Genomic DNA, 26714 nt, shown 5'->3' with positions numbered 1-26714 from the left:
TTTGGTAAAAGTTTAAGCCCATTTTCTCAGGAATTCAATATCGAGGCCTCTTTTAAGCTTTTTCTTTCCTTCGGAAGTTTCAAGAATTAATTCCGAAGGCTCGACCACTACCCCTTTTATGTTTTCTTTACTTGCCGTCAAAATCTTAATCCTCTGAACATAAAAGAGTTCTTCTACCTCCTTTGGAATAGGTCCAAATCTGTCAATTAGTTCCTCCCTCAGCCTTTGAAGCTGTTCTTCTGTCTTTGCGTCAGCAAGCTTTTTGTAAAAAGATAGTCGGATATTTTCATCTTCTATATAGTCATAAGGAATGTAAGCATCGGTTTTAACTTTTACTTCTTTTTCTGTAAACTTTTGCCCCTCAAGTTCTAAGATAGCCTGCTCCAACAATCTGAAAAACATTTCGAGTCCTATTGTTCTCACAAATCCATGTTGTTTTTTGCCAAGGATCTCACCAGCACCTCTAAGTTCGAGGTCCTTCATCGCAATTTTGAAACCAGAACCCAGTTCAGAATGCTTCTCGATTATTGAAAGTCGTTTTCTTGCTTCTTCTGAAATTTCGGAAGGAGTTAGAAAATAGGCATATCCTTTCTTTATACCCCTTCCAACTCTACCTCGAAGCTGATGTAAATCGGCCAGTCCAAAGGTGTGGGCATTATTAACTATTATGGTGTTGGCTTCAGGGAAATCAACGCCAGCCTCAATTATGGGCGTTGATACAAGTATGTCATAAGCCCCAAGGTAAAAATTTATATAGATATCCTCAAGGAGGTTTTTAGGCATCCTTCCATGGGCATAACCAATTCTTAGATCCGGAAACATTTCTTTAAGCATATTAACTATTTCTCTTATGCCGTTGATCCGGTTATTAACAAAAAAGACCTTTCCGTTTCTTTCAATTTCAAAAAGGATAGCTTGTTTTATAATTTCTTTATCGAATTTTCCAACGTAAGTCTCTACTGCTTCTCTGCCTGGAGGCGGGGTATCAAGAATTGAGAGGTCGTAGATTTTACCAAGACTCATATAAAGGGTTCTGGGTATGGGTGTAGCAGTAAGCCTTAAGGTATCAACCATTGGAAATTTCTTCCTTATGATCTCTTTATCTTCCACGCCGAAGCGATGTTCTTCATCAATTATAAGCAACCCCAGGTTAAAAAAGCTAATATCACTTCTTAGAAGAGCATGGGTTCCGATGACGATATCGATTTTACCTTCCGCAAGGCCTTGAAATATTTCATCCTTTTCCCTGGGATGAGTTAATCTTGAAAGCATTGCGACTTTTACGGGATAATTGGCGAGTCTTTTGGTGAAATTTGTATAGTGTTGAAGAGCCAGTAAAGTTGTTGGTACTAATACTACGGTTTGAAAAGAGTTAACGGCGGCTCTAAAAGCTGCTCTTAATGCAATTTCTGTTTTTCCAAATCCAACTTCTCCAGCGACTAATCTATCCATAATTTTGGGCGATTCCATGTCCTCAAAAATCTCTTCCATAACCCTGATCTGCCCTTCTGTTTCCTCATAAGGAAATTCAGCGTAGAGTTTGTATTCCAATTCCGGCACAGGCTTATAAATAAATCCTCTTTCTTTTTTCCTGTAAGAGTGGATTTTTAACAATTCCATTGCAAATTTGTAAGTTTCAAGGAGCGCTTTTGCTCTCTTCACCTGCCAGCGGGGGGAGGCGAGGGTAGAGATTTCTACTCTTTCATTTTCTTCGGCTACATATTTTTCAACCTTAGAGAGATTATGGACAGGAATATTTACTATGCCGTCTTTATATTCAATTCTCAGGGTATCATATTTTATGTTTTCGATTTCTATTCTTTCCAATCCTGCAAAGCGACCTATACCAAAATCGAGATGCACGAGGTAATCGCCTACTTTGAGGTCTGTATAGTCTTCAATTCTTTCACCATAGTGTTCTTTCCTTATCCACCGTCGATGCTTAATTCCCCTTAATTCGGTCTCGGTAAAAACAGCGATTTTTTCTAAAGGAAAAACAAACCCGTTATAAATTTTCCCCTGTATAACGCGGCATCCTAGCAGTTCTTCAAAAAACTTCTCTTTATTTTCTCCAAAGGCAAAGAAGTATATCTCGTAGCCTTCGCTTTTTAATCTTTCTATTTCGCCTTTTAAGAGTTCAACCTTTCCTAAATAGTTGAAATTGTGCAAAACAGAAAAGGGGGAATTTCCCTCTAACTCCTCAATAATTATGAAGCTGGTATTGCTCTCTGCCTTACTTCTCGTACTGAATATTGTTACCTCGCTTACCGATTTAATAGATCTCTGGGTTTCTGGATCAAATATCCTTATGGAAAGAACCTTATTGCCTGAGAACTCGAGTCTTATTGGTTCCCTTTTACCATGCAAAAATATATCGAGAATTCCACCTCTGACTGCAAATTCTCCGGGTTTTTCAACAATGTTTGTCCTTTCGAAATTTTTTTCCGATAGCAGATCCGCAACATGGGTAAGGCTTATTTCTTCGCCTTGTCTAATTTTAAAGAAACTCAGCGTTGAAAGAATCTCCCTTGCATAATCAAGTTCTTTTTTGTCCTTTACGATAATTAGATTCCTTATAGGAGAGCTTATTTTGTTTTCAAGGTTTTCGTCAAAGGTATATGCGGAAAATCCAGAAAGGGAGTTTACTTCATCTTCAATAATTTTTTCGTCTTCATCTGTTTTCGAGTGGAAGACTACATTGTGCTTTTCTAAATGGTGCAGCAGATTTAGAGTTTTAAAACCAGAAGGATGCAAAGTATAAATTGGGTAGGGTGATTTCAGGATATTCACAAATTTAAAAACTTTTGCAGTATTTCAAATTCCTTCATCTCTCTCAGCTGGTTTTCCACAATAGCACACTGCTCACTCGATAATTTGCCTTTCAAATAGGGTACAAGAGTACAAATTTGAGCAACGGCTCTTGCTGTCTTTGCTCTTACAACCTCATTTTTTTCAAGAAGGTGGGGAGTTATAATATCAAATAGTTCCCCTATTCTTTCATACCCTTTCGGCAAACTTGCTTCTTCTTGTTCAACGGCTTCCCCTTCAGCGCTTTTGTTTTCCAGTTCTTTTATGGCCAAATTTCCAAGAATGTTAATTGCTGCAGCCCTTACATACCAGATCTTTTCATCAAGTAACGGTATTAGCTTATTCGCCAGTTCGTTGAGTGAGAATTGAGAAAGGGCTTCCTGAACCTTTTCCCTTAGGTGCCAGCTTTCTGAAAATATAAGACCTAAAAGCCTGTCTAAGCTTTTTCTCTCTTTAAGTAGTTCAACGGCTTTAAACTTCTCTAAGAGGTTATTGGATTTCAATAGCTGTTCAATTTCCTGTTCCGTTAGTCGTCCTTTGCCACTTCTGTCTTCCTTAGACATCTTTCAATCCCCCTTTTCAACTCTTCAAGCCCGATCCTTTTTAAGGCTGATATATAGTATACTTCTTCATTAACGTTTAATGAAGGTGGTGTGGGGACTAAATCTATTTTGTTGACGGCAACTATTCTTGGCTTTTTGAGTAGTTCTGGTTTATAAGAAGAGAGTTCTTCCATAATCGTTCTATATTGTTCTTCGAGATTATTCTGGGAAGCGTCTAACAGGATAAGCAAAACCCTTGTTCTTTCAATATGCCTTAGAAACGCTAGCCCCAGCCCCTTGCCCTTGTGGGCATCCTTGATTATACCGGGGATATCTACCAAAACGAACCTTGGACCCTCACCTTCATCATAAACCCCTAAGTTAGGGGTCAAAGTGGTGAAGGGGTAATCGGCGGTTTTGGCTGTTGTTCCGACTAAGGCGTTGAGAAGGGTTGTTTTCCCCGCGTTTGGAAGTCCTACAATCCCAACATCAGCAAGAAGCTTCAGCTCTATTCTAATGGTTCTCTGTTCTCCTTCCGTTCCCTCTTCTGCAATTCTCGGTGCTCTATTGGTGGGTGTAGCAAATCGGGTGTTTCCTCTTCCACCTTTTCCGCCTCTTGCCAGTAATAGGGTCTGGCCCTGCTCTGTGATTTCACCTAAATATTTACCGGTTTCTTCATCGTAGAAAACGCTTCCCAGTGGTACTTTTATGTAAAGGTCTCTTCCCTTTCTCCCTGTTCTATTGTTAGGGCCGCCGTTCTTACCATCTTCAGCCTCATAAATTCTTTTGTATTTAAAATCCAGCAACGTTTTCAATGACCTATCACCGATGGCGTATACATTTCCACCGTCCCCGCCGTCACCTCCGTCGGGTCCGCCAAAAGGTTTGTATTTTTCCCTTAAAAAGTGTACAAGCCCATTTCCGCCTTTTCCGGCTTTAACAATTATTTTTACAAGGTCTACAAAGGTTTCCTGTTTCATTTTAATTAAAAACAAACCCCAGGGAATAGAAATCCCTGGGGCAGGAGGGGGTGGTTTAGGACTTTCTTATTTTCTATTCTACTCAATAATTATTGCGCTTCCAGGGCACTGTTCAGCGGCTTCCTGAACATCTGCTCTGTCACCGCTCATTTCCATTCCAGGTTTTACATGAGCAAGGCCATCGTCACCCATATAGAAAACATCGGGAGCAATATCCGTGCATATTGCATCGCCAACACAGAGATCAGGGTCTATTCTGACTTTCTTTGCCATGGCTACCTCCTTATTTGCGTGTCTAAAATTCTATAGCAAAAAAACTCGAACAGTCAATCTGAATAAGTGGTACTCAGAAAATTTCGGGGTGAAATTTAGGTACAAAAAGTAATATTTGAGAGGAGATAGTTGTAACCCTATAACTTTTCAAAAGAATCGGAAAGTGAATGGAACCAAGCTTTTTATAAGCTTTTCCTGAGGCGGTGTTTTTCGTATAGCATCGAGTACTTCTGAATGGTGTACTGGAGATAGAATAGGGAAAAGATAAGCCCCCGTTTTCCTTCGAAGATACAGCCTTTTAAGAGATAGTGCTTTAAGAAATTTAGTAGAGGCCGGATCTTTAGGTCAAATAAAGTTGCCTTTTTACCCTCTTTAAACTTTTCTTCCGCCAGCATTTTGGCATATTTGAGATTTTTAGAGTACTGATGGTAAAGATCTTTAAAAGGGTAGTGAAGGATTGGGTTCTTTAAAGTTGCTATTCTTCCTTTGAGTTCAACCTTTTCGTGAACCTCTCCTTTCCATATCCCTTTTTCCTTTTTAAACAACCTTAAAAGCCTGTCAGGGCTCCAGCATTTGAGAAAGTCACCAAGATACCAGTTTTTTCTTGGAATGAGGAAGCCGTCGATATTCTCATTTTCACTAATATTCTTTATAATTTCCTTTTTGAGTTCTTCCGAAACCACTTCGTCGGCATCGAGAAATAGGACCCATTGGGTTTTGACTAAACTGAGGGCAAAGTTTCTCTGTTCCGCATAGTCTTTAAATTCATTAAGGACACATTCGGCACCCAGGCTTTTCGCAATCTCCACCGTTTTGTCTGAACTTCCAGAATCAACCACTAAGATTTTTTTTGCAAGGCCTTTTACACTTTCTATGGCCCTTTTAATGTTTTCCTCTTCATTCAATGTTAGGATTACGCAGGTTAAATCTAATTCATTCATCGCTTTCTCTGGCTAATAGGTAACGAATTATGCCTCCGATAATGTAAAGTAGGATAGCAGCCAGTAAAAATAAGTATCTGAAGTAAATTAAAAGCAGCAGTCCTAAGATGAAAAATAAAATCTGCAATTTTTCGGCTTTCTTAGTCTGTTTAAAAACAGGGAACTCAATTTTGCTGAGCATCAAAAGGCTGAGGATGAGAACAATGCCAGCTGTAGCATCTTTTACAAAGAGAAAGGAAGGGAAAAACCGGTTTAAAGTTGATATAAAAGAGACCAAGAAAAGGGCTGAAATTGGTGAAGAGAGGCCATAATAAAATTCCCTTTGGGAATCTTCGCCTATTACGTTAAAACGAGCAAGTCGCATAATGACAGCAGAGAGGTAAACAAAGGGAAGGAGAGAGAAAGGAGAAAATTTCCCTGATGGAAAAACGGCGAAATTGTAAATAAAAAAGGAAGGTGCGACCCCAAAGGACACAGCGTCAGCAAGAGAGTCAACTTGTGGCCCTAATTTTGAAGGAGTTTTGAAGAGTCTTGCCATTTTTCCATCGATAAAATCGAAGATGGCTGAAAAGACGATGAACCAGAAGGCAGAATCCGGTTTCATCTCGGATACGGCAATAATTGCCATAAAACCAGAGAATAGGTTAAGGAAAGTAAATAGGGTTGGTATATTCATTGTATTTTAATCCTCGCAATACTTGTTACACCTGCTTTTACGTGCTCCCCTTCTTTCACAAGAACATCAATCTTTTCTTCTGGTAAAATCACTTTTACCTTAGAACCAAAAAGGATAATGCCCATTCTCTGGCCCGTTTTTACTTCCATATCAACTTTCAAATTATTGACAATTCGCCTTGCTATAATTCCCGAAATCTGTATTACGCTGTATTCCCCTATTGATGGGGATAAGATCTTCGTCTCGCACTGAACATTATGAAAATCTGCCTCCTTAAGAAAAGCGCGCATAAATTTTGTCCCTCTTCTTTCGATGGAAATGACCCTTCCAGAAAGGGGTACGCGGTTAACGTGGACATCGGTGAGAGACATAAATATGGAAATTTCAATTTTTCCGTCTTTGTAGGCAATTTCTGTAACCCTTCCATCGGCAGGGGAAACTATTTTGTCCTCTTCAATTTTTATCTCTCTTTTAGGGTCTCTCAGGAAAAAGAGAGTGAACAAAAGTAAAAGGCCAGATATAAAGGCAATCACATTTTGCCTTATAATAAGTGCGATAGTGGTTATTGAACTCAGGATTACCAATATACGCAGACCTTCTTTTGCAATCATTGCAAAATTATAAAGGAGAAGACTGGTAGTTCATTGTATTATTTTGATTCCCATTTTAATTTTGTTCTAGTTCCCTGTTTGATACTCTATAATTTAAGCAAAAGGGGAGTCGGTATGAAAGAAAAAGTGACCCATTTTAGTGAAGTAGAGGAGACCCCTGTAAAGATGGAGGGGGCGAAAAATGTTTATATCCGATGGCTGGTCGCCGAGAAAGATGGTGCCCCCAATTTTTATTTACGGATGTTTCGTGTTGAGAAGGGAGGATATACACCTTATCACAGCCACCCTTATGAACATGAAGTTTACGTATTAAGTGGTAGTGGAATTGTGAAAATTGATAGTAAAGAATATCCGCTGGCACCTGGAGTAGTTGTCTTTGTCCCTCCTGACGTGAATCACCAGTTTATCAATAAAGGGGAGGAAGAACTGGTCTTTCTCTGCATAATTCCAAAGACTGATTAAAAATACTTGACAAAATGAGGGGCTTGAATTATAACTATAATACGACAAGAAGGAGGTTTGTGAATGAGTTATAAAAAAATGAGCATGGTGTTTATAGCTGGTGCACTTCTTTTGGCCGCGTGTGGGCCGAAGAAGGCCACCAAGCAGACTCTGGCACAGTTAGAGGAATGCAATAAGGCCCTTCAATCTGCGGAGCAGAAGAAGGCAGAACTTCAAGCGAACATCGATTCCAAGAATGCAAGCATAGAGGCAAAGAAGGCTCAACTTTCTCAGCTCCAGGCCGAAAGAGATTCATTAAGCTACTGGCTTCATGAAGTTCTTGAAAAAGGATACTGAGGAGGTATGGATATGAAGAGGATTATTGCTATATTTGCAGTTTTAATGCTTCTAACACCTGCCCTCAGGGCTGAGCAGAAAAAACTTACTGAAAAAGAGGCCTTACAGATGCTGGAAGATTGCAGAGCCAAGGTGGCAAGCCTGAATCAGGAGATTGCAGATCTTGAAGCAAAGTACAATGCCCTTGTCAATGAAGAGTCTGATCTGGATGCAAAGATTTCTGCCCTCCAGAATGAAATTGCGGAGCTTAAGGCAGAAATTGCAAAATACCCTGCGGAGTATACCGTTCAAAAGGGTGACTATCTGAGCAAGATTGCCGCGCAAAGGTACATATACAACAACTGGAAAGCATGGCCAAGGATTTACAGAGCCAATAGAGACCTCATTAAGGATCCTAACCTCATCTACCCCGGCTGGGTGTTGAAGATACCCCATGGAATTGTTACGGAGATCGAGGTAATCCCAGGCGATTGTCTATGGAAAATCTCTGGATTCACATGGATATACAATAATCCAAGACTCTGGACCAGGATTTACGAGGCCAACAAGGACCAGATTAAAGATCCTAACCTCATTTATCCAAAGCAAGTATTAAAGATACCAAGATAATTCAAAAAAAACTCAAGAAATGCGGGGGATACCACCTCTGGTATCCCCCATTTTCTTTAAAAATCAAGAGACGGGAGGAGAATGGAGAAGGTAGAAAAAATTATCTTCATAGGGGATGTAAACCCCGTTGAGTTTTTAGGTGTCAATGACGCCAATCTTAAATTCTTAAAAAGCAGAACGTCAACGGAAATAGTTGTCCGTGGAGACGAGTTAAGATTAAGAGGGTCCCCTGAAGAGGTAGAGCTTGTGGCAAAGGTAATCCAAATCCTAAAGGAAGAGATAAAGAGAAGACACAAAATGGAAGAGAGTGAGATAAGAGAGATTATGAAATGGGAATTAGAGCATGCAAAAACGAGGGATGAGGATTCGAAGAGTTTTTTAGTAACTCCTAAGAAAAGGATAGAACTTAAAACTCCCAATCAAAGAGAGTACATCCGTCTGATTGATGAAAATGATATTGTGATTGCCATTGGGCCTGCAGGAACGGGCAAGACCTTTTTGGCCGTTGCTGCAGCAATAAACTACCTCAGAAAGAATCTGGTGGAAAAAATTATATTGACAAGACCTGCGGTAGAAGCAGGCGAATCTCTTGGATTTCTGCCCGGTGATTTTCAAGAGAAAATAAATCCTTATCTTACTCCGCTTTATGACGCGTTGTATGCCCTTCTGCCTGCAGAAACTATCAAGAGATACGTAGATACCCGTGTCATTGAGATTGCGCCCTTAGCTTATATGAGGGGAAGAACCTTTTCCGACGCCTTTGTAATCCTTGATGAGGCTCAGAATACTAAAGCTGTTCAAATGAAGATGTTTCTTACCCGGCTTGGGCCTCGCTCTAAACTGGTTTTAACCGGCGATATTACGCAGATCGACCTGCCGGGGCACGAAACTTCGGGTCTGGTAGAAATTCAATCGGTTTTAAAGGGAATTAAAGGCGTTGCCTTTATATATTTTACTTCGGAAGACGTTATTCGTCACGGGCTTGTAAAGGAAATTGTGGAAGCTTATGAAAGATTTGAAAACAAGCAGGGCAACTCGAAAGACAAGGGCAAAGAAGGATAATCTTTCTCTTTTAATTTTTTTCTTCTTGCTCTTTTTAACTTTATTCTCGTTAATTAAGCTTGGCTTTGACGAAAGATTGTTTGAAGAAGATGCAAAATTTCCCATAGTTCAAAAGAGAGTTGAGATAAAGACGCTACCATACTTTTCTCAAGGAGAGACAAACTTCGGGCCTTTAGAGCGAATTTCTGATTCCCTTGGCCCTGAATTTCTACCACTTATAGAATTTTTGAAGTCTTTGCTTAGAAAACCTGTAGTGAAAGACGAATTAATGGCCCAGATGGATTCCATTTATTTGAAAAGAGGCGGAACTTTGCTTAAGCTTAGCAGTGACTCTGTGCTTCTGTTTTCAGATTTAAAAGCTCAAATCCTAAAGTTTCTTGATGAAATGAGTGTTGGAGAATCTACAAAGAAAGAGATTCTTAACATTATTGAACCGTATTTGAAACCTAATGTTGAACTGGCTGGCGTAAAAACCGACTCGATCTCGCGAATTGAGAAAGGGGAAGCGGAAGCTGTTCTATTCTCTAAGGAAGTTAAATTCGCCCTTTTCTTTGTCTATTTAATTTTTGCCTTTTCTTTTGGCTACTTTTTGACAACTCAGGGTTTGTACCTCAAAAAGGATAGAAGGGTCATTGTAATATTTCTCGTTGCGTACTTCTTTATGGTTATTTTCCCTCACTTTTCTCGACCCCTTGACAAATCTTATTTTCTTTTTGTTTTCCCTGCCTCACTTATGGTTGCTGCCTTTTTCGGTGGGATTTTACCAGCCTTTTCAATGTTTATTGGATTTTTACTGTTATTCTTTCCCTTTTTTAAGTCGGGTATTTATGAGTCTTTTCTCATCAATTCCGCTTTCGGTGTGTTGTCTATCTTGGTTGGGGCAAATACAAGGAAAAGATGGGATTATTTTATCGCGCTTGTCGCTTTTATTGTGTTGAGTTTACTGGTATCTTTGGGATTGAGTGAATTTCACAGAGGCCAGTTTTTGTCATACTTTAAGGATTTTTCGATTCTTAGCTTTGTTTCTGTTTTGCTTGTGATTTTGCTTATTCTTGTATTCGAAAAGATTCTTAGATATCCAACGGACTTTGTTCTTCTCGAGCTTTCGAATGTTAATCATCCTTTACTTCTTAAACTTCAAGAGGAAGCCCCAGGTACCTTTGAGCACAGCTTGAGGGTATCTGAAATGGGGGCTCGTATTGCGCCCATCGTTGGTGTAAGTCCATTGCTTGCAAGGGTTGCCGGATTGTATCACGATATTGGTAAAGTGGTCCATCCAGTTTTCTTTATAGAGAATCAGGTTGCTGGTGAAAATCCTCACGATAAGCTTTCTCCCGAGATGAGTGTTCAGATTTTAAAATCTCACGTTGTGGACGGGATAAATTTGGCAAAGTCGTACCGGCTTCCGGATGAGGTAATCGGAGTGATTGAAACCCATCATGGAACTTCGATAATGTATTCTTTTTACAAAAAAGCTTTGAAACTTTATGGGCAGGTTGATGTTGATAAGTTTCGGTATCCTGGACCGAAACCCCGGAACAAATTTGAGGCTTTGTTTATGATACTTGATGGGATTGAAGCCTCTTCAAGGGCTCTTGATGAGAAAAATGAGAAAAAATTCAGAGGGTTGATTGACGAAATCATCGAAGAAAAAGTGAAGGATGGCCAATTCTCTGAAACAGACTTAACCTATGCAGAGCTTGAAAAAATTAAAGAAGAGTTGCTGATAATTTTGCTAAATCAGTATCATTTGAGGATTAAATACCATGAAGATAAGGGTTATTGAGTACGGGAAGGTGAAGCTTTCTCCCTCATTCAAAAAGAGGGTAAAGAACCTGCTCGAATCTGTTCTTAGAAAGGAAAATCACAGGCTGGAAGAATTAAATGTGATCTTTACCACGGATAATCGGGTGAAGAGAATCAACAAAACCTTTTTAGGGAAGAATAAGCCTACCGATGTCCTCTCTTTTAATCTTGACTCCATCGGAGAAATTTATATTTCTGTTGATACGGCAAGGAAAAAAGCAAAGGAATACGGGGTTGACGCTGAGTACGAAATGGCAAGGTATTGCCTTCACGGACTCCTCCACATTATAGGTTACGACCATAAAGACAAGAGCAAGGCTTCTTTAATGGGCCAGAAAGAAGAAGAGTATCTTGCTTTATGGGGAAATTCTTAATCTTCCTTTTGCTTCTCTTTCTGTCTTTCAACTTCAGTGGGTGTGAGACGGCGATTTTTTCCACCCTGCGCGCGGAACTCGAGAGGATAAAAAACAGATTTATTTTGCAAATAGCAGAGAAGTTAAAAAATTTCGAAAAGGAGGCCCTTTTTTCTCTTTTGGTTTCTAATACCTTTGTCAATACCTTTGCCGCCTCAATCTTTTCAACCCTTTTCTGGGGCTTTTTCAGCAACTTGAAGTTACCCACCGGCTTGGCGCAATTCGTTGATGTTTTGATTTTCACGGCTGTTATACTTATCTTTGGCGAAGTTAGTCCCAAATTAATCGCCGTTAAATATCCTCTCAAGATGCTGAGTTTTCACTCCTTAGTGGTTTATCCTTTTTTTCTTTTACTAAAGCCATTTGCAAGGTTCATTCCATCTTTTAACTTTGAAAACAAAGACGAAGGTGAAACTGATGTGCTCGATGAAATGGAGGAACTCGCGATCACTTCCGATCCCATTTTGAGGTCCAGAATTTCTATGCTGCATATTAAGGTAGGTGAGCTAATGACACCTCGAGATGATGTCATAGCATTAAAACCCACTGACACAGTAAAGTATTTCTTAGAACTTGTAGGAAAGTATCCTTATTCCAATTATCCCGTTCTTGATGGTTCGGAGCTTTTGGGGGTCTTGAAAGTTGGCGATGCGAGGATATTGGAGGCTAATCCAGAGGATAAAGTAGCAAATTTCCTTACTGAGTGTCCGACGGTTCCTGTAAATGTTAGGGCCTTAAAGGTTTTAAAAGATTATGGCTATGAGGAGTTTTTTGCTGTAATTGATGAGTATGGTAATTTCGTTGGCGTTTTAACTCTCTGGGATGTGCTGGAAAGACTTTATCCGGAGCCTTCAGTGAAGTGGATAGGTAAAAAGAGTTTGATTGTAAGTGGCGATATTCCTCTTAACGATTTGGAGCTTATTCTTCGGAAAAGAATCCCCTTTGATACTCCAACAATTCAAAGTTTAATAATGGAGGTCACAGGTAGAATTCCGGAAGAAGGCGAAGTCGTCGAATTGGAAGGCATCAAATTTGAAATAATTGAAAAAGAATTTGCGAAATTAACGAAGATTAAGGTGGAGCTTTTATGATCTGGCTTTTTGCTTTGCTATTTTGCATTGTGATGGTTTTTGTGTTCTCTGCCTTCGAGACTGGTTATATCCTTTGCCAGAGAAAGGATTTTGCTGGCATCACAAGAAGTTATAAAAGGTTTTTACTGGATGTGGAAGAGGTCATAACTACTGTTCTTGTTGGGCTAAACTTCTTTGCCGCTGCCTCTTCTATCCTGGCCTTTTGGTCTTTAAAAAGTTTTGGTATTGAAACGGCAAAGGCTATAGGGATTTCTGGACTGTTTATCTCTATCTTATTGCTTTTAACTGAGTTTTTTGCAAAAAATTTCGCACGGGAGCGAAGCAATTTGGTGGTAAAGCTATTTGTGCCCTTCATAGTTGCGATTTCTTATCTCGCTGTTCCTGTAAACAAATTGATACTGTTCCTGATCTTTCCAATTCGAATGATTAAGGGGGAGAGAAAAAAGGAAGCTGTAGAGGTGATAAAATTGTTAGTTTCTGAGTCGGTTAGAGACGGTGAACTGGACAGTGAAAGAGCGAGGTTGGTACTCTTCTTTTCTCGTTGGCGGGAGTTGAAGTTAAAAGAATTTGCAGAGCCTATCGAAGGGTTTGCGGTGGAAGCTAAAGAGTTATTGGATGGAACATTTAAAATAAATGGCCCTGTTCTAATTTTTGAAGAGGGGAAGGTTCTAGGTTTGCTCGATATGAAGAAGTTCCTCTTAAGTCGGGATTTGAAAGCGAGTATTATTGCTATTCCAGTTTTAAGCGGAGATCTTTCGATAGATACTGCAATTGGAAAACTGAAGGAGGCAGGAAGCAAGTTGTGTCTTGTGGATATGGGAAACAAATATATGCTGTTCAGGTTTTCTCAGTTTTTAAAGATAATGGTGGAGGGCTGAAATGGAAAAGGTACTGGAAACAATTGATCGTTTCAAGAAACTGAAAGCCATCGTGGTCGGAGATTTGATGCTGGATGTCTATTCCTTCGGTACCGTTGAGCGAATTTCGCCAGAGGCCCCCGTTCCTGTGGTAAGGGTCGATTACGATGAGTACAGAGTTGGTGGTGCAGCTAATGTAGCAAATAATTTGAGGGTTCTCGGAGCAGAGGTTAAGGTTGCAGGTCTTGTTGGAGAGGATTATGAGGGTAAACTCCTCTTGGATTTAATGGAAAGTCAAGGAATCGACACATCCATGGTGAAAGTTGTGAGGGGTAAAAAGACCATAGTAAAGAACAGAATCGTGGCTAAGGGCCAGCAGCTTTTGAGGCTTGACAGGGAAGATTTGAATGACAAAGGGGGAAAGATCAGAAAAAAAATCCTTTCAGATTTACTAAAATATTTGCGGGATGTCGATTTTGTAATCATTGAGGATTACAACAAGGGATTTTTAGACGGTTTTATTTATAGAACCGTGATAACTTCTTCACCTGTTCCCGTTTTTATTGACCCCAAATTTGAACATTACAGCTCTATGAAAAATGCATTTTTGGTCAAGCCTAATTTTGAAGAATTTAAAAAGGCTACAGGACTAAGGAAAATTCGCGGAAATTTCGGAATCATCGTGGAGAACTTCAGGAAGAGGTTGAATCTAAAAAATTTGGTAGTTACAAAGGGTGAGGATGGGATGTATATAACCAATGATGAAGGGTTATATCACATACCTTCCCTTCACAGAAATGTCTTTGATGTAACGGGTGCAGGTGACACTGTAATTTCCCTTCTTGCTCTCGGTATGTGTGCGGGGCTTTCCCTTTTAGAAGCCTCTTTACTGGCAACAATCGGAGCAGGAATTGAGATTACGAAACTCGGTGCCCAACCTGTGACTCTCGATGAGTTAATTTCTGAGGTGAAAAATCACTGGAATAGATTATTATCACAGGTAATTTCATTGAAGAAACAGGTCTAAGGCTTTATTCTAAATCTATGGAAAAAGTTCTTGTAATTATTCCAACTTATAACGAGAGAGAAAACATAAGAGATATCGTTCCTATCGTTCTTTCTAAGGGGGAGAATATAGATGTTCTTGTCGTAGATGACAACTCACCCGACGGGACTCAGGAAGAAGTTAGACTTTTAATGGAAAAGTATGGGAACAGGATAAATTTGCTGGCAAGGCCAGCGAAGCTTGGCCTCGGAACTGCCTATGTAGAAGGCTTTAAGTATGCCCTTGAGAAAGGTTACGATTTGATTGTGGAAATGGATGCTGATTTTTCCCATAATCCTGAGGATCTGCCAAGGCTCATTGAAGCTTCTAAGGAGGCAGATTTAGTAATCGGATCACGATACACTAACGGGATAAGTGTGGTTAACTGGCCTCTCAAGAGGTTGATTCTGTCCTATTTTGCAAATCTGTATGCCCGCATCGTAACGGGCGTGCCGGTTAGGGATTTAACAGCGGGTTTCAAGTGTTTTAGGAAAAAAGTACTTGAGAGTATTGACCTTTCTAAGATCCATTCCGATGGCTACGCCTTTCAGATTGAAATGAATTACTATGCATATGAGAAGGGTTTCAAAATAAAGGAAGTGCCGATAATTTTCATAGAGAGAAGAGCAGGTACCTCAAAAATGTCAAAGCGAATAATTAAAGAGGCCTTTTTCCTGGTCTTATACTTGAGATTGAAAAGGATTCTAAAAGGGGTGAAAAGAATTTTCGGGAAGCAATGAAATTCCTCATCTGTTTTTTGTTTTTGCTCGTTGAAACTCAGGGAAAAAATCCCTCCAAAGCGGTTCTTATGTCGGCTTTTTTGCCAGCGGGTGGGCAGTTTTACAATGAAAAATACCTAAAAGGCGTTGTAATTGGTTCTGTAGAAATTTTTACCGGTTTTAAGGCAGTTTCAAACTATGTAGAATACAAAAAATCCGGGGATTTGCAAAAATTTAATGAGGGTCTTTCCTATGGGTTTTACTTTCTTGGAACATGGTTATATTCAATGGCTGATGCCTATGTAGACGCTCACCTCTTTAATTTTAAAAGTAAAATAGAGCTGGCATTTTTACCCAAAAATATGGGCATTATTTTTAATATAAGATGGAGATGAACTATGCCTTATGAGATCCTTGACCATACAGCGGATTTTGGGGTGAGAATATATGGGAAGAGCTTAGAGGAATTATTTAAAAGTGGTTTTGAGGCAATAATGAATGCGATGGTGGAGATTAAAGAGAAAGGCGAACAAAAGGAACTTTTGTACACCGATAAGGCGGAGACCTTAGAAGATTTGCTGGTTGATTTTCTAAGTGAAGTCATTTTCAGAACCATCGTGGAAGGTAAGATTTTCACTGATTGTGAGCTAAAGATTGAGGATACTTCTATTAATGCAAAACTTTTCTACGAAGACTACGATCCTGAAAGGCACCGTTTAAAGAAGGAAATCAAAAGTGTTACTTACCATAATTTAGAGATAAGGAAAACACCGGAAGGTTTTGAAACCAACCTCATCTGCGACGTTTAAAAATGAAGGATGTTCAGAATCAATACGATCCAAGGAAAATCCCAATAGATAAGGTGGGTATAGAGGATCTACTCTATCCGATAAGGGTAATGGATAGGGCGAATGTACTCCAGCACACTACTGCAAGGGTCAAATTGGCTGTGGAATTACCTCACAACTTTAGAGGCACTCACATGTCCAGGTTTGTTGAGGTCTTGAATAAACATTCCAACAACATCACTTTACAGAATATCGAAAATATTCTCGATGAGCTTAAGAAGGTGCTAAAAGCTGAAAAGGCTTATCTTGAGCTGGAATTTCCTTATTTTATAAAGAAGAAAGCACCAGTCTCAAGGCTGGAATCTTACATGAATTATTTGTGTAAGTTTATTGCATCAAAGGGAACCGAGTTCGATTTTGTACTTGAGGTTAATGTGCCTGTTCATACACTGTGCCCGTGCTCTAAGGAGATATCCGAGAGAGGAGCCCATAACCAGAGGGCAGAGGTTCAGATTCAGGTACGGACTTTAAAACTTGTATGGATCGAAGAACTTGTGGAAATCGCTGAGAGTTCCGCTTCATCGCCTCTATTTGCCCTGTTAAAGAGGGTCGATGAGAAGCATGTTACTGAAAGGGCTTATGATACTCCCCGCTTTGTTGAAGATGTGGCGAGGGAGGTGGCTATAAAACTCAACAAAGACCCAAGGATTTTATGGTATAAGATTAATGTAAAGAGCTATGAGAGTATTCACAACCACAACGCCTTTGCATGCTTAGAAGTGGATAAAAGAAAGAGATAATTCTTTAGTCTGGCATCTTGGGCATTAAAAAGAAGTTATCCTAATTTTCCGATGTTCAGGGCGAAAAGCCTTAAAAAGACAAAGTGAAGTGTTCTTACACGGTTCCAAGAGAGCCTCCAAATCTAAAATTTGTTTGAAAGCAGCGATCGGTATATAATATTTTAAGCATGCGCTTTTTACCAGAATATTTAAGTAGAAAAGCGCAACCCATCGATTATCACCTTAGGGCCATTCTTTTCCGAGTAATACTCCCTGCGACCATTATTGCAGCTCTTCTGAGCTTTACCTACTCTATTGTTTAATATAGAAAAATTGGTGACCTTGTCTTTAACGGTATCAATAGAAGAGCAGATGTTTTGGTCACCGAATCCGTTAGTGGTATTAGAAAGGCTACGAGCTATTACGAGAAAGACATAATTAGAATGCTAAATGAGCTCTATGCGCAGGTAGAGAAAGAAGTGATTGCCGGTAAATCTTATCCACAGATAAATTTCGAAGGGGTCATCGAAAAATACAGGAAAAGGTTCCCTTCCGAGCTTTTTGAGGATATTAACTATTACATAATAAGTAAAAGTGGGAAAATAATCTGGACGGATTACAAAGAGGATTTGGGGCTTGATTTGTCAAAATTTGAAGATTTCTGGAAGAGTTTGAATGTAGCCCTTGAAAAAGGCCTGGTGCTTCATAGAATGGGTATTGAAGTAATGACTGGAAAAATGCGGGTTTATGCCTATAGGAGGCTACCCAACGGAGACATCCTCGAAATCGGACTCCTGCTTAATGATAGAGATTTCGTTGAGAATTTGAGGAAATTAAAGGGACTTTCGATTTTTCTGGAAAATATAGGAGTTTATAATGTTGCACACCTACCCATCCTTTCAGACTTTCCTCCATATCCTAAGAAACTTTTGAAATTTCACCCATATAAAAGAGACTTAGTAGGGGAGATTGCTATTGAAGATTTTCCTCCTTATGAGCAAAAACTGCTGGTTTATGCGAGACTCAATTTCTACAGCCTTTTCAAAATATTGATTTTTAATCTCACAATGTTTGTTTTTCTCTTTTTTGTGACGGCCTTAGCCTCTCTTCATTTATCCAAATGGGTAAAGAGGGAGACAGGATACATAAAAGAGGCTTTAGAGGATTTTAGGAAATATAAGTCAATCAATTTCGATGCCGATATCTCTCGCACGGTCGAGGTGAGGGGATTGTTATCTACCTTAAAGGAGGCTGCTCTGGGAATAAGTAGTGAGCTAACGAAGAATCAGGCGTACGTAAAAGAACTGAAGGAAGCTTTCTTTGATTTTGCTGAGAAGCTTGCCCTTGCAGCCGAAGGTTACGATACGGAGACAGGGAAACATTTGCAGAGGGTGAAATTTTTGACCCGGTTGCTGGTAGAGAATTTGGAAATGCCAGAGGGTTTGAAAGAAGAGATTATAAACTATTCCGTTCTTCATGATGTTGGTAAAATCTTCATTCCGCTTAATATCCTTACCAAGCCAGGACCCCTTGACCCACAGGAATGGGAATTGATGAAACAGCATACAATTTTTGCGAAACGCCTTCTCACCCATCCAAGATTTAAAATTGCCCTTGAAATTGCCCTATATCATCATGAGAACTACGATGGGACGGGTTATCCCTTTGGGCTTTCTGGAGAGGCAATACCCATTACAGGAAGAATCATAAAAGTTGTCGATGTCTACGAAGCCCTAAGGAGTGAAAGACCTTATAAGAAGCCGCTTTCTCACGAGGAGGTGGTAAAGATTCTTCTTCATGGTGATAATAGAACGAAGCCGGAACATTTTGATCCCGTTTTGCTCAAGAAATTTCTCGAAGCCCTGGAAAAAGCTGATTTATCATCGATATTTTAAATTTTCTCTTGGTTTTTACCTCCTTTAGCGTATTGTTGTGAGGTTGAAAAAACGTTTATTTTCTTAAAGATCAACAAGGTTATTCCCGCTCACTGGAGTTTACGCAAATATTTCTATAAAATTACTGTGGAGCCCGATTGAAGCCGATTAAGTATTATTATCGTCTATTGTTTTTTGGCATTATTTTCCCTGTATTACTCATTTCAGCCTCTTTGTCTTGTTTTTATTCGTGGAAAAACATCACAAATATTTCTTCTCGTGTGTCTAAGGAAATCAAGCCAAGGGTCGAGGCAGTTATCAATTCTTTGGTTTCTTCAATTTCGGAGGAAGTATTTTTGGAAAGAAAAACTATTGAAAGAATCTTACTCGAAGGACAGATCGAGTTTGATCGGGCTATCATTAATGCTAAGGGTTACGAGACGGTCGATGGGCAATTGGTTAAAGAGAAAACGAGGATCCTATTAAAGGATACACCTTTCACTGACGTTGCTTTTTATGTATTTGATCAAGAGGGCAATATTAAGTGGGTAACTGAACCAGACTCTGGAATCTCAACTTTTCTAAAGGACCGTGAATTTTTGTCTGCTTTAAAGATGGAACTGGATGAAAGAGGAACGTGTTTGTATCCCTTTACTTTTGTTGGGAATTTAGGTGTTGGAAGAACCTTTGTTTTCAAAAGGTTAAGTAAAGGTGACATTATCGGTGCCGCTTTTATATTGAACCCCGGTCTTTATCTCCCCCAGATTAAAAGAATCAAAGACCTTTCTGTTTTTATCCAATCGATAAAGATTCTTAATGCCGAGGGAGTTTCCTTACTTTCCGTTGATTCATCCTTGTTGACCCCTTTGAAATGGTGGGAGTTTTATAAGCGCGATTTGAAAGCTACTCTATCCATACCTGCCTTTGGTGCCTGGTCAGAAAAGCTGAATGTGCTGCTTCGATTAAATTTTTTCGAAATGTATTCCATTTTTTTACTGGGCGTGATCATTTTCCTTGTAGTGTTCCTTTTAACTTACGGTGTTGCGTTGAATGAATATTCGATTGTGAAGAAGGATTTAAGTAAAATTCAAAGTTGGATTTCTACCGTTGATTCATCTGAGCTTCCAAGAGGTGAAATCAAAGGTTTTAAGTTAAAAGAGATTCATGATGTCACTCTTACACTGAATTCTCTGGTGGATAGGTTGAAAGAAGAGGAAATTAGGTCCGTAAGTCTTATAACTAGAACGAAAGAGGCCTTTTTTGATTTTGCTGAAAAATTGGCGGTGGTTGCAGAAAGTTATGAACACATGACAGGCGAGCATTTGATGAGGGTAAAATATTTAACAAGCATAATTGTAAATAGACTCAGAATTGACAGGGATTACGCAGATGAAATAATTAATTACTCAGTTCTACATGATATCGGGAAAATCTACATTCCCCTTGATATCCTGAAAATGCAAAGGGAGCTAAATTCCGAGGAATGGGAGTTGGTGAAGAAACATACTATTCTGGGCGCAAATCTCTTTTCGGATGATGAGTTTCGGGTAGCTAAGGAAATTTGCCTGTATCATCACGAAAACTACGATGGTAGTGGTTACCCCTTCGGGCTCAAAGGTGAAGAGATCCCTTTACCTGGAAGAATTGTGAGAATTGTTGATGTTTATGATGCATTAAGGAGTGAAAGACCATACAAAAAGGCGTATTCCCACTCTAAAGCTCTCAAAATAATGACGGAAGGTGATGATAGAACTAAACCAGCCGATTTTGATCCTCAATTATTGGCAATATTTATTGAAGAGATTGAAAAGATCGATCATCAAAAACTTTACGGGGAGAAATGAAGCCGATAAGGAAGAGGGTAGCAATAGTTCTCGGAGGGATTTTGATCCCCGTTATAATTACCTTTGGCGTCCTGCACCTGTACTATGCCGAAGATAGAATTAACCGTCTTGCGGTTAACATAGAGCGGAAGATTCCGGGAAGGGTTGAACTTATTTTAAATCAGACCATTAATGAGATTTATACCGGGTCTAAAGGAAGAAGGCAGTATTTTGATAGCTTGATACTATCTAATGTACAGATCTTTGAGGATCTGATGAGGGTTAGTCCCGAAAACATAAGCAACGTACTTATTGTATTGAAAAACCAATTTTTGAATTCTTTACCCGACTCTTTTTACAATAACATTGAGCTTTCAGTAATCGATAGCAATGGGGTTGTTGTCTATTCTACAAAGAAAGAATTTCTAAATCTGGATTTGAAAGAATTTGGTACCTTATGGGACAGTGTAAGGAATTTAATTAAGGGAGCCACCTATTTCATGCCCGTGAGTTTTTCTTCCCGGGATGCCAAAATGCGAACCTATTTATACACAAGGATAAACTCAAAATATTATCTGGATCTTTCTTTGGATGTAAACCCTACAGTGTATAAGGCAAGTATTGAGCGGCTAAGAAAACTATCGGTTTTTATGAAGGATATCGGCATTTACAGTGTCGGGAAAAAGCCTCTTTTAGAGTATTTTCCACCTTATCCTGAGAGAACCTTTAGAAGCCACCCGTTTTACAGGGATCTCGAAGAAACAATGTATTTTTACGTAGGTTCAAACAAATTACAGGGTTTATTGTTTGTAAGACTTGATTTTTACCCTCTTTTCTCTGTCTTTTTGTTTAACTTGCTGGTTTATGCGATTTTAATTACCACCCTTAGTGTGGTGGCGAGGTATTTTGAAAAGTTGGTAATAGAGGAGAGTTCGACTTTAACCAATTTAACTGAAATGGTGAAGAATCTCGAGGATCCTAAAAAAATCGAGAAAAAAATCTATACGGAAGAAGTTTTTGACTTAATAAGGGTTTTACATACCTATGTTGTGAGAACAAAAGAAATAATCAAGGAGAATGAAGTTTTGTTAAAGAAGTTCAAAGGGGCTTTTTATAACTTTTCTGAAAAATTAGCGATTCTTGCCGAAAGATTTGATCCTGAGGATGTAGGACACCTGAAAAGGGTAAGGTATCTAACGAAATTGATCCTTGACAATATGGAAATCGACGAAGATTATAAAAACTCCATCGTTGAGTTTTCTATTTTGCATGATATTGGTAAGATTTTTATTCCTGCTTCTCTTTTAAATAAAAGTGGGCCACTCACTGAGGAAGAAAGAGAATTGGTAAGGAAGCACACTATTTATGCAGAAAAGCTGCTGTCCCATCCAGAGTTAAAAATTGCTCGGGAGATTGCGGTTTATCACCACGAAAATTACGACGGCACAGGATATCCTTTTGGACTTAAAGGTGATGAGATTCCCTTCCCGGCAAGGGTCGTTAAAGTTGTTAATACATACGATGTTTTGAGAAGCGATAGGCCTTATAAAAAGGGGCTATCCCATGAAGCGGCTTTAAAAATTTTGCTCGTTGGTGATAAGAAAACACGGCCTTCCCATTTCGATCCCAAGATCTTTAGTATTTTTCTGAAGGTCTGTTCTAAAGGTGATCCATACGAAGGTTTGGGTGAATTATGAACATGCCGGGGGCGGGATTTGAACCCGCATGGGATTAGCTCCCGCATGGCCCTCAACCATGTGCGTCTGCCAATTCCGCCACCCCGGCGTTTTTAAAGAGTAAAAAAATTATAGCATATTTTTCACAATCAATCAAATGTTTTTTCTTGATTTAATCTACCTTATATTTTATCATTTTCCTATGCAGTCGAAGTTCTTTTTTAACGGGAAGATTAGCCAGGAACAACGGTGTGTGTTTACAATTCCCGAGAACCCCTTGCTTTTCTCCTATTCTCTATTTTCTCTATGGAATTTCATCCATTATTTTAAGAAGGCCAGCCACGTTTTTTATCCTGTAGATGGTAAGGTTGAACTTATTAAAGCCATTTTTCCAGAGCACATATACTGGTTTAAGTTTAAGAAAGAGAAAGACTTTCTTAAAGCGGTCCATAATGAGAGGGGGATAACTGCGTTGATAAACCTCGATTATGAGAACCCCAAAAGGTATGATTTTCAGTATCCTGTAAATTCTTTTGCAGTCTCCAAGGAAGACTTAAAGAATTTTACAGTAGTATTTAAGCCGCTAACTGAACAAGCGGATACAATTTATCGGAATTTTGCCTCAACCCTTGGTATTCCTCATAGGGAGTTCCAAATTTCTCTTACAAACGAAGAGAAGGCAAAGGCCAGGGATTATATAAAGTTTAAAGGACACAGTGAGAAGAATATCCTTGTTGTAAGTGATCTTAATCCAAAGCGGGAGGCTCTTGTAAAGGAGTATCTGGCTTACATTACAAAAGAGAGGTTGACCTTCATTGATAGGGGTTCTCTCTTGGTAATGGATTCTAAGCTTATTTTGGCGGTTTTGTCCTTGGCGGACCTATTCCTGTCAGAGGCTTCAATATACACCTATCCCGCCCAGGTACTTGGTATTAAAACCTATCTTTTCCCTGAAAAATCAAAGTACCTGCCAAGGGAAATGGGCAGGCTTGTCATTGACAAGGGCGATTTTAAAAAAGGCCTTGCCCCTTTAATTAGCCCCAAGAAATGAAAGAATATCTTAGAATGCTTCGTTTTGTCCGTAGAAATTTAGCTTCATTTATCGTTGCCTTTCTCCTATTAACAATTTCTTCGATGCTTAACGGCTTTTCTTTGGGAGTTGTTTCGCCGGTTCTCAAAATGCTCTTTTACGGTGAAAAAGCCCCGCCTTATTCAGAGAAAAAACTGCCCATCATAGGAAAATTATTCAACAGATTTATACTTCAGGTTCCACCCTTAGAGGCTGTTAGGAATCTTGCCATATTAATCATTGCCTTTTACTTTGTAAAAGCCATCATTACTTATTTTCAAAAGTTGTCAGGGGTTTATGTCCAGGAGAAGGTTGTAAAGGACCTGAGGGAGGCCCTTTTTAAAAAAATACTCTCCTTACCTCTTTCCTTTTTTCACAGGAAAAGTTCCGGAGAGGTTATTTCTCATTTTATAAATGATATCAACCTACTGAAAACCTCTATAACTCATGGTATTTACGTCCTTATTAGCGAAACTTCAACTTTAATTGCCTATTTGATTCTTGCCTTTTTAGCCAGCTGGCATCTGACCCTTTTTGCCCTTCTGGTGATTCCTGCTACCCTTCTTGTTATAACAGCTGTGGGTAGAAAATTGCGTAAAAGGTCGAGAATATCTCAGGAGAAGATGGGCAACATTGCAACGGTGCTTTACGAAACTCTTACCGGTATTAAAGTGGTGAAAAGTTTTGGAACTGAGAAAAAAGAGGAGGAAAGATTCAATAAAAGTTCTAAGGACTATTTCCGGTCGGTTCTCCGGTTTCATTACCTTGGAGCCTTAGCTTCACCCTTGACAGAGTTCCTCACAATGACGGTGGCTGCGATGCTTCTCGTATATGGTGGCGTTCTCATCTTTAAGTTACACATTTTGACCCCTGACAGATTCTTTGTCTTTCTTGCAGCAGCCCTTATGATGATCTCACCCCTTAAACATTTGTCTCAGATCAATGTTTATTTGCAGGAAGGCGCAGCCGCCTCGAAAAGGCTTTTAGAAATTTTCGATTTGCCTGAGTATAAGTGGGAGGGGAAAATTCCCTTTCAAGGGATTAAGGACAGAATTGAGCTTAAAAATGTCAGCTTTTCTTACCCCGAAACTGGTTTCACTTTGAGAAACATAAATCTCGAGATTAAAAAGGGAGAAAAGGTGGCAATTGTAGGTCCCACGGGTGCCGGTAAGACAACCTTAGTTGATCTTATTCTTGGCTTTTATAAAGTGGATGAAGGTGAAATTCTCATAGATGGAATAAGCCTTTATGAATACGATTATGACTCCTTCAGGGCAAAGGTGGCCGTTGTGCCTCAGGAAGTATTATTGTTTGGTGGGACTATCAGGGATAACCTGCTGTATGCAGTTGAAAGGGTTGATGAGGAGATTTTAATCGATATTTGCAAAAAAACAAGGGTAGAAGAAATTTATGAGAGGTTCCCTGAAGGATTAAATGCTAATGTTGGAGAAAGGGGCACTACCCTTTCAGGGGGAGAGAGGCAAAGAATTGCCCTTGCCAGAGCCCTATTAAGGAATCCTTCTCTGCTTGTCCTTGACGAGGCCACTTCAGCCCTCGATTCAGAAACAGAAGAGGCAATTAAAGAGGCCTTAATGGAGATGGGAAAGGATACGACGGTGATCACTATCGCGCACCGTCTTGCAACGGTTTTATCATCAGATAAGATAGTGGTAATGGATGACGGGAGAGTTATTGCTGTGGGAAAGCACCACGAACTCTATCAGAGTTGTGAATTATACAAAAGACTTTTTGACGCCCAATTCCAATACTCACTATGAGAGGAGTAAGCTACAGAATCGTCATTTTTGCAGGAATTCTGTTTATCCTTTCTCTCGCGCTGATTTTCCCTGTTTCGAAGAAAATTGAGAAGGGGGTTGATGCTGAATCAAAGGCGATTACTCTGTTAGTTTCCTCAATAATTGCCCATTCTGACAATATGGAGTCGGCTTTCAAAGAGATAAAAGAGATCCTTCGTGAAGTTAATTTTCCCTTAGTTATGACAAATGAGCTTGGTTTGCCAATAGCATGGGCTTCCATAGATGTTCCAGCAGAGAAATATACCCTCAATATGCTTTACCGACCCGACCTTTTAAAGGATGATCCCGATTATTTGAAACTCATCTCCTGGATGGGAAAACTCGGTGAAAAACATGATCCATACGAAGTTAGAAAGGGTGAGGAGGTTGTGGGATACATCTATTACGGATACCCGAAGTATACGTCCTGGATAAGGTTGCTTCCTTTCGTTGTTTTGGTGATTAGCCTTGTAGCTTCGATCTTTTTAGTCGAAGCGGGAAGGGTGATCCATACTTACGAAATTGAAACTATATGGGCGAACTTCGCGAGGGGGCTCGCTCATCAGATGGGTACTCCTGTCTCAGCCTTAATGGGATGGCTTGAGTTTCTGAAGGCAGGAAATTGCAGTGATAGAGTTATAACGGCAATGGAAAAGGATGTCTTAAGGCTTAGGTCGATTTTACAAAGATTTTCCCGCGTGGGTGGAGAAGTAAAGAAAGATGTGGTTTATGTTGATGAATTGCTCAAGGGGCTTATTGAAGAGTTAAAGGAGAGATTTCTGAAAAACATCGATGTATCATTAGAATGCGAGAGTAACCTTGTGGTTGAAGCCGATAGAGAGCTCCTTGCCTGGGCTTTTGAAAATTTGATTAAGAACTCTTATGAGGCCCTTGGGCCCAATGGGAAGATTCTGGTTAAGGCTTTCAAAGAGGGTAGAGAGGTTGTAGTTAGATTCGTCGATAACGGCAAAGGACTGGATGCAAAAATGGCAAAAAAGGTTTTCAGAGAGTCCTTTTCAACCAAAGAGCATGGTTGGGGAATTGGGCTACTTCTTGCGAGAAGGATTGTTGAGGAAATTCATGGTGGAAAAATAAGGCTGATAAGATCGGAACCTTTTGTGGAAACCGTTTTTGAGGTGAGACTGAATGAAAAGAGTGGTCATTGAACCGCCTGCCTTTTTGAGCATGATAATTTCTACCGTTGAAACCTACAAGTTAGAGAACTACGGATTACTTTTGGGATACAAGCTCAATTATGGTTATGTGGTTGAACATGCTGTACCAATTATAAGTGCCAAGAGGAGCCCTTTTTCAGTAGAGCTCAACAGGAAGAGGGAGAGGAGAGTGGATGAAATTATAAAGAATCTTCAAATGGGTCTTGAAGTGATCGGTGACTTTCACTCCCATACCGGTTTAAAAAATCTACCTGCGGAGGCTGTTCCTTCGCTTGAGGACCTTGATACCATGGAGAGGGGGAAAGTCTACATAGTGATTTCTGTGAATGAATCTAAATTTAGGTCCCAGGCCTTTTCTAAATGGAGTTACCTCAAAGAAGGCAAAGGTGTTAGGGGAACGGTGTGGGGTTTGAACATTGAAGTTAAAGCCTTTGAACTCGCTAACGAAGCCGAATTCAAGGAGCTTAAAATAATTTGCCCTGTTGCTGCAGGGATTTAACTTC

At 39.6% G+C, this 26714-nt stretch carries 27 protein-coding genes and 1 tRNA gene; 20 read left to right on the top strand and 8 right to left on the bottom strand.

The features are described 5' to 3' along the window. Positions 1-12: 12 nt before the first annotated feature. From mfd to ABIM45_04765, 7 genes are all read right to left on the bottom strand, one after another. Complete coding sequence (gene mfd / locus ABIM45_04795; protein ID MEO0239225.1) at positions 13-2790, bottom strand: transcription-repair coupling factor; 2778 nt, start codon at positions 2788-2790, stop codon at positions 13-15. After that, positions 2787-3371, bottom strand: a complete 585-nt coding sequence (locus ABIM45_04790; protein MEO0239224.1) for a HEAT repeat domain-containing protein — start codon at positions 3369-3371, stop codon at positions 2787-2789. The genes mfd and ABIM45_04790 overlap by 4 nt, the downstream gene beginning before the upstream one ends. Continuing rightward, positions 3335-4330 carry a GTPase ObgE gene (gene obgE, locus ABIM45_04785; protein MEO0239223.1) on the bottom strand — a complete coding sequence of 332 codons (996 nt, stop codon included), beginning with the start codon at positions 4328-4330 and terminating at the stop codon, positions 3335-3337. The genes ABIM45_04790 and obgE overlap by 37 nt, the downstream gene beginning before the upstream one ends. Before the next feature lie 78 nt (positions 4331-4408). Next, the gene (locus tag ABIM45_04780; protein MEO0239222.1) at positions 4409-4603 is read right to left on the bottom strand and encodes a ferredoxin; all 195 of its coding nucleotides are present in this window, start codon (positions 4601-4603) and stop codon (positions 4409-4411) included. Between the two features lie 182 nt (positions 4604-4785). Further along, positions 4786-5544, bottom strand: a complete 759-nt coding sequence (locus tag ABIM45_04775; protein MEO0239221.1) for a glycosyltransferase family 2 protein — start codon at positions 5542-5544, stop codon at positions 4786-4788. Further along, positions 5537-6220, bottom strand: coding sequence for a CDP-diacylglycerol--serine O-phosphatidyltransferase (gene pssA, locus ABIM45_04770; GenBank protein ID MEO0239220.1), 684 nt, complete (start codon positions 6218-6220; stop codon positions 5537-5539). Before pssA ends, ABIM45_04775 begins: the two co-directional genes overlap by 8 nt. Continuing rightward, the gene (locus ABIM45_04765) at positions 6217-6831 is read right to left on the bottom strand and encodes a phosphatidylserine decarboxylase (GenBank protein ID MEO0239219.1); all 615 of its coding nucleotides are present in this window, start codon (positions 6829-6831) and stop codon (positions 6217-6219) included. The genes pssA and ABIM45_04765 overlap by 4 nt, the downstream gene beginning before the upstream one ends. 114 nt (positions 6832-6945) lie before the next feature. Here ABIM45_04765 and ABIM45_04760 point away from each other — a divergent pair, with 114 nt between their 5' ends. From ABIM45_04760 to ABIM45_04685, 16 genes are all read left to right on the top strand, one after another. Further along, positions 6946-7293 carry a cupin domain-containing protein gene (locus ABIM45_04760; protein ID MEO0239218.1) on the top strand — a complete coding sequence of 116 codons (348 nt, stop codon included), beginning with the start codon at positions 6946-6948 and terminating at the stop codon, positions 7291-7293. 63 nt (positions 7294-7356) lie between these two features. After that, on the top strand, positions 7357-7629 hold the full coding sequence (locus ABIM45_04755) for a hypothetical protein (GenBank protein MEO0239217.1): 273 nt from the start codon (positions 7357-7359) through the stop codon (positions 7627-7629). 12 nt (positions 7630-7641) lie between these two features. Next, positions 7642-8238 (top strand): LysM peptidoglycan-binding domain-containing protein, encoded by a 597-nt coding sequence (locus ABIM45_04750; GenBank protein MEO0239216.1) that lies wholly within the window; start codon positions 7642-7644, stop codon positions 8236-8238. A gap of 81 nt (positions 8239-8319) precedes the next feature. After that, the gene (locus ABIM45_04745) at positions 8320-9300 is read left to right on the top strand and encodes a PhoH family protein (GenBank protein ID MEO0239215.1); all 981 of its coding nucleotides are present in this window, start codon (positions 8320-8322) and stop codon (positions 9298-9300) included. Beyond that, positions 9245-11086 (top strand): HDIG domain-containing metalloprotein, encoded by a 1842-nt coding sequence (locus ABIM45_04740; protein ID MEO0239214.1) that lies wholly within the window; start codon positions 9245-9247, stop codon positions 11084-11086. Before ABIM45_04745 ends, ABIM45_04740 begins: the two co-directional genes overlap by 56 nt. After that, the gene (gene ybeY / locus ABIM45_04735) at positions 11067-11480 is read left to right on the top strand and encodes an rRNA maturation RNase YbeY (GenBank protein MEO0239213.1); all 414 of its coding nucleotides are present in this window, start codon (positions 11067-11069) and stop codon (positions 11478-11480) included. The genes ABIM45_04740 and ybeY overlap by 20 nt, the downstream gene beginning before the upstream one ends. Continuing rightward, complete coding sequence (locus tag ABIM45_04730; protein MEO0239212.1) at positions 11465-12610, top strand: CNNM domain-containing protein; 1146 nt, start codon at positions 11465-11467, stop codon at positions 12608-12610. The genes ybeY and ABIM45_04730 overlap by 16 nt, the downstream gene beginning before the upstream one ends. Beyond that, on the top strand, positions 12607-13488 hold the full coding sequence (locus ABIM45_04725; protein MEO0239211.1) for a DUF21 domain-containing protein: 882 nt from the start codon (positions 12607-12609) through the stop codon (positions 13486-13488). The genes ABIM45_04730 and ABIM45_04725 overlap by 4 nt, the downstream gene beginning before the upstream one ends. Before the next feature lies 1 nt (position 13489). Then, on the top strand, positions 13490-14494 hold the full coding sequence (locus tag ABIM45_04720) for a bifunctional ADP-heptose synthase (GenBank protein ID MEO0239210.1): 1005 nt from the start codon (positions 13490-13492) through the stop codon (positions 14492-14494). A gap of 17 nt (positions 14495-14511) precedes the next feature. Beyond that, positions 14512-15252 (top strand): polyprenol monophosphomannose synthase, encoded by a 741-nt coding sequence (locus ABIM45_04715; protein ID MEO0239209.1) that lies wholly within the window; start codon positions 14512-14514, stop codon positions 15250-15252. Continuing rightward, a complete protein-coding gene (locus ABIM45_04710; GenBank protein MEO0239208.1) occupies positions 15249-15626 on the top strand; it encodes a DUF5683 domain-containing protein in 378 nt (125 codons plus the stop codon). Before ABIM45_04715 ends, ABIM45_04710 begins: the two co-directional genes overlap by 4 nt. 3 nt (positions 15627-15629) lie before the next feature. Next, the gene (locus tag ABIM45_04705; protein ID MEO0239207.1) at positions 15630-16040 is read left to right on the top strand and encodes an archease; all 411 of its coding nucleotides are present in this window, start codon (positions 15630-15632) and stop codon (positions 16038-16040) included. 2 nt (positions 16041-16042) lie between these two features. Further along, positions 16043-16819: a GTP cyclohydrolase FolE2 gene (gene folE2 / locus ABIM45_04700; protein MEO0239206.1), complete on the top strand. Its 777-nt coding sequence runs from the start codon at positions 16043-16045 to the stop codon at positions 16817-16819. A gap of 356 nt (positions 16820-17175) precedes the next feature. After that, on the top strand, positions 17176-18693 hold the full coding sequence (locus tag ABIM45_04695; protein ID MEO0239205.1) for an HD-GYP domain-containing protein: 1518 nt from the start codon (positions 17176-17178) through the stop codon (positions 18691-18693). A 137-nt stretch (positions 18694-18830) separates the two neighbouring features. Beyond that, positions 18831-20516 carry an HD domain-containing phosphohydrolase gene (locus ABIM45_04690; protein ID MEO0239204.1) on the top strand — a complete coding sequence of 562 codons (1686 nt, stop codon included), beginning with the start codon at positions 18831-18833 and terminating at the stop codon, positions 20514-20516. Continuing rightward, the gene (locus ABIM45_04685) at positions 20513-22192 is read left to right on the top strand and encodes an HD domain-containing phosphohydrolase (GenBank protein ID MEO0239203.1); all 1680 of its coding nucleotides are present in this window, start codon (positions 20513-20515) and stop codon (positions 22190-22192) included. The genes ABIM45_04690 and ABIM45_04685 overlap by 4 nt, the downstream gene beginning before the upstream one ends. Before the next feature lie 3 nt (positions 22193-22195). Here ABIM45_04685 and ABIM45_04680 read toward each other — a convergent pair. After that, positions 22196-22280 (bottom strand) — tRNA-Leu (locus tag ABIM45_04680). Positions 22281-22373: 93 nt separating this feature from the next. Between ABIM45_04680 and ABIM45_04675 the strand changes: the two genes are divergently transcribed. From ABIM45_04675 to ABIM45_04660, 4 genes are read left to right on the top strand one after another with little or no spacing between them, the layout of a single operon-like run. After that, on the top strand, positions 22374-23222 hold the full coding sequence (locus ABIM45_04675; GenBank protein ID MEO0239202.1) for a hypothetical protein: 849 nt from the start codon (positions 22374-22376) through the stop codon (positions 23220-23222). Then, positions 23219-25018, top strand: a complete 1800-nt coding sequence (locus ABIM45_04670; GenBank protein MEO0239201.1) for an ABC transporter ATP-binding protein — start codon at positions 23219-23221, stop codon at positions 25016-25018. The genes ABIM45_04675 and ABIM45_04670 overlap by 4 nt, the downstream gene beginning before the upstream one ends. Next, positions 25015-26202, top strand: coding sequence for a HAMP domain-containing sensor histidine kinase (locus tag ABIM45_04665; GenBank protein ID MEO0239200.1), 1188 nt, complete (start codon positions 25015-25017; stop codon positions 26200-26202). Before ABIM45_04670 ends, ABIM45_04665 begins: the two co-directional genes overlap by 4 nt. Next, positions 26183-26710, top strand: a complete 528-nt coding sequence (locus ABIM45_04660; protein ID MEO0239199.1) for a Mov34/MPN/PAD-1 family protein — start codon at positions 26183-26185, stop codon at positions 26708-26710. The genes ABIM45_04665 and ABIM45_04660 overlap by 20 nt, the downstream gene beginning before the upstream one ends. Positions 26711-26714 lie beyond the last annotated feature (4 nt).

The sequence above is a fragment of the candidate division WOR-3 bacterium genome, from assembly GCA_039803545.1.
Classification (GTDB): Bacteria; Hydrothermota; Hydrothermia; order UBA1063; family UBA1063; genus UBA1063.
This window is presented reverse-complemented; position numbering and strand designations above follow the sequence as displayed.

Bases quoted from the DNA above. Each gene is read 5' to 3' on its own strand.
- ABIM45_04790 (MEO0239224.1), bottom strand. From the start codon at position 3,371: ATGTCTAAGGAAGACAGAAGTGGCAAAGGACGACTAACGGAACAGGAA.
- obgE (MEO0239223.1), bottom strand. From the start codon at position 4,330: ATGAAACAGGAAACCTTTGTAGACCTTGTAAAAATAATTGTTAAAGCC.
- ABIM45_04780 (MEO0239222.1), bottom strand. From the start codon at position 4,603: ATGGCAAAGAAAGTCAGAATAGACCCTGATCTCTGTGTTGGCGATGCA.
- ABIM45_04775 (MEO0239221.1), bottom strand. From the start codon at position 5,544: ATGAATGAATTAGATTTAACCTGCGTAATCCTAACATTGAATGAAGAG.
- pssA (MEO0239220.1), bottom strand. From the start codon at position 6,220: ATGAATATACCAACCCTATTTACTTTCCTTAACCTATTCTCTGGTTTT.
- ABIM45_04765 (MEO0239219.1), bottom strand. From the start codon at position 6,831: ATGATTGCAAAAGAAGGTCTGCGTATATTGGTAATCCTGAGTTCAATA.
- ABIM45_04760 (MEO0239218.1), top strand. From the start codon at position 6,946: ATGAAAGAAAAAGTGACCCATTTTAGTGAAGTAGAGGAGACCCCTGTA.
- ABIM45_04755 (MEO0239217.1), top strand. From the start codon at position 7,357: ATGAGTTATAAAAAAATGAGCATGGTGTTTATAGCTGGTGCACTTCTT.
- ABIM45_04750 (MEO0239216.1), top strand. From the start codon at position 7,642: ATGAAGAGGATTATTGCTATATTTGCAGTTTTAATGCTTCTAACACCT.
- ABIM45_04745 (MEO0239215.1), top strand. From the start codon at position 8,320: ATGGAGAAGGTAGAAAAAATTATCTTCATAGGGGATGTAAACCCCGTT.
- ABIM45_04740 (MEO0239214.1), top strand. From the start codon at position 9,245: ATGAAAGATTTGAAAACAAGCAGGGCAACTCGAAAGACAAGGGCAAAG.
- ybeY (MEO0239213.1), top strand. From the start codon at position 11,067: ATGAAGATAAGGGTTATTGAGTACGGGAAGGTGAAGCTTTCTCCCTCA.
- ABIM45_04730 (MEO0239212.1), top strand. From the start codon at position 11,465: ATGGGGAAATTCTTAATCTTCCTTTTGCTTCTCTTTCTGTCTTTCAAC.
- ABIM45_04725 (MEO0239211.1), top strand. From the start codon at position 12,607: ATGATCTGGCTTTTTGCTTTGCTATTTTGCATTGTGATGGTTTTTGTG.
- ABIM45_04720 (MEO0239210.1), top strand. From the start codon at position 13,490: ATGGAAAAGGTACTGGAAACAATTGATCGTTTCAAGAAACTGAAAGCC.
- ABIM45_04715 (MEO0239209.1), top strand. From the start codon at position 14,512: ATGGAAAAAGTTCTTGTAATTATTCCAACTTATAACGAGAGAGAAAAC.
- ABIM45_04710 (MEO0239208.1), top strand. From the start codon at position 15,249: ATGAAATTCCTCATCTGTTTTTTGTTTTTGCTCGTTGAAACTCAGGGA.
- ABIM45_04705 (MEO0239207.1), top strand. From the start codon at position 15,630: ATGCCTTATGAGATCCTTGACCATACAGCGGATTTTGGGGTGAGAATA.
- folE2 (MEO0239206.1), top strand. From the start codon at position 16,043: ATGAAGGATGTTCAGAATCAATACGATCCAAGGAAAATCCCAATAGAT.
- ABIM45_04685 (MEO0239203.1), top strand. From the start codon at position 20,513: ATGAAGCCGATAAGGAAGAGGGTAGCAATAGTTCTCGGAGGGATTTTG.
- ABIM45_04675 (MEO0239202.1), top strand. From the start codon at position 22,374: ATGCAGTCGAAGTTCTTTTTTAACGGGAAGATTAGCCAGGAACAACGG.
- ABIM45_04670 (MEO0239201.1), top strand. From the start codon at position 23,219: ATGAAAGAATATCTTAGAATGCTTCGTTTTGTCCGTAGAAATTTAGCT.
- ABIM45_04665 (MEO0239200.1), top strand. From the start codon at position 25,015: ATGAGAGGAGTAAGCTACAGAATCGTCATTTTTGCAGGAATTCTGTTT.
- ABIM45_04660 (MEO0239199.1), top strand. From the start codon at position 26,183: ATGAAAAGAGTGGTCATTGAACCGCCTGCCTTTTTGAGCATGATAATT.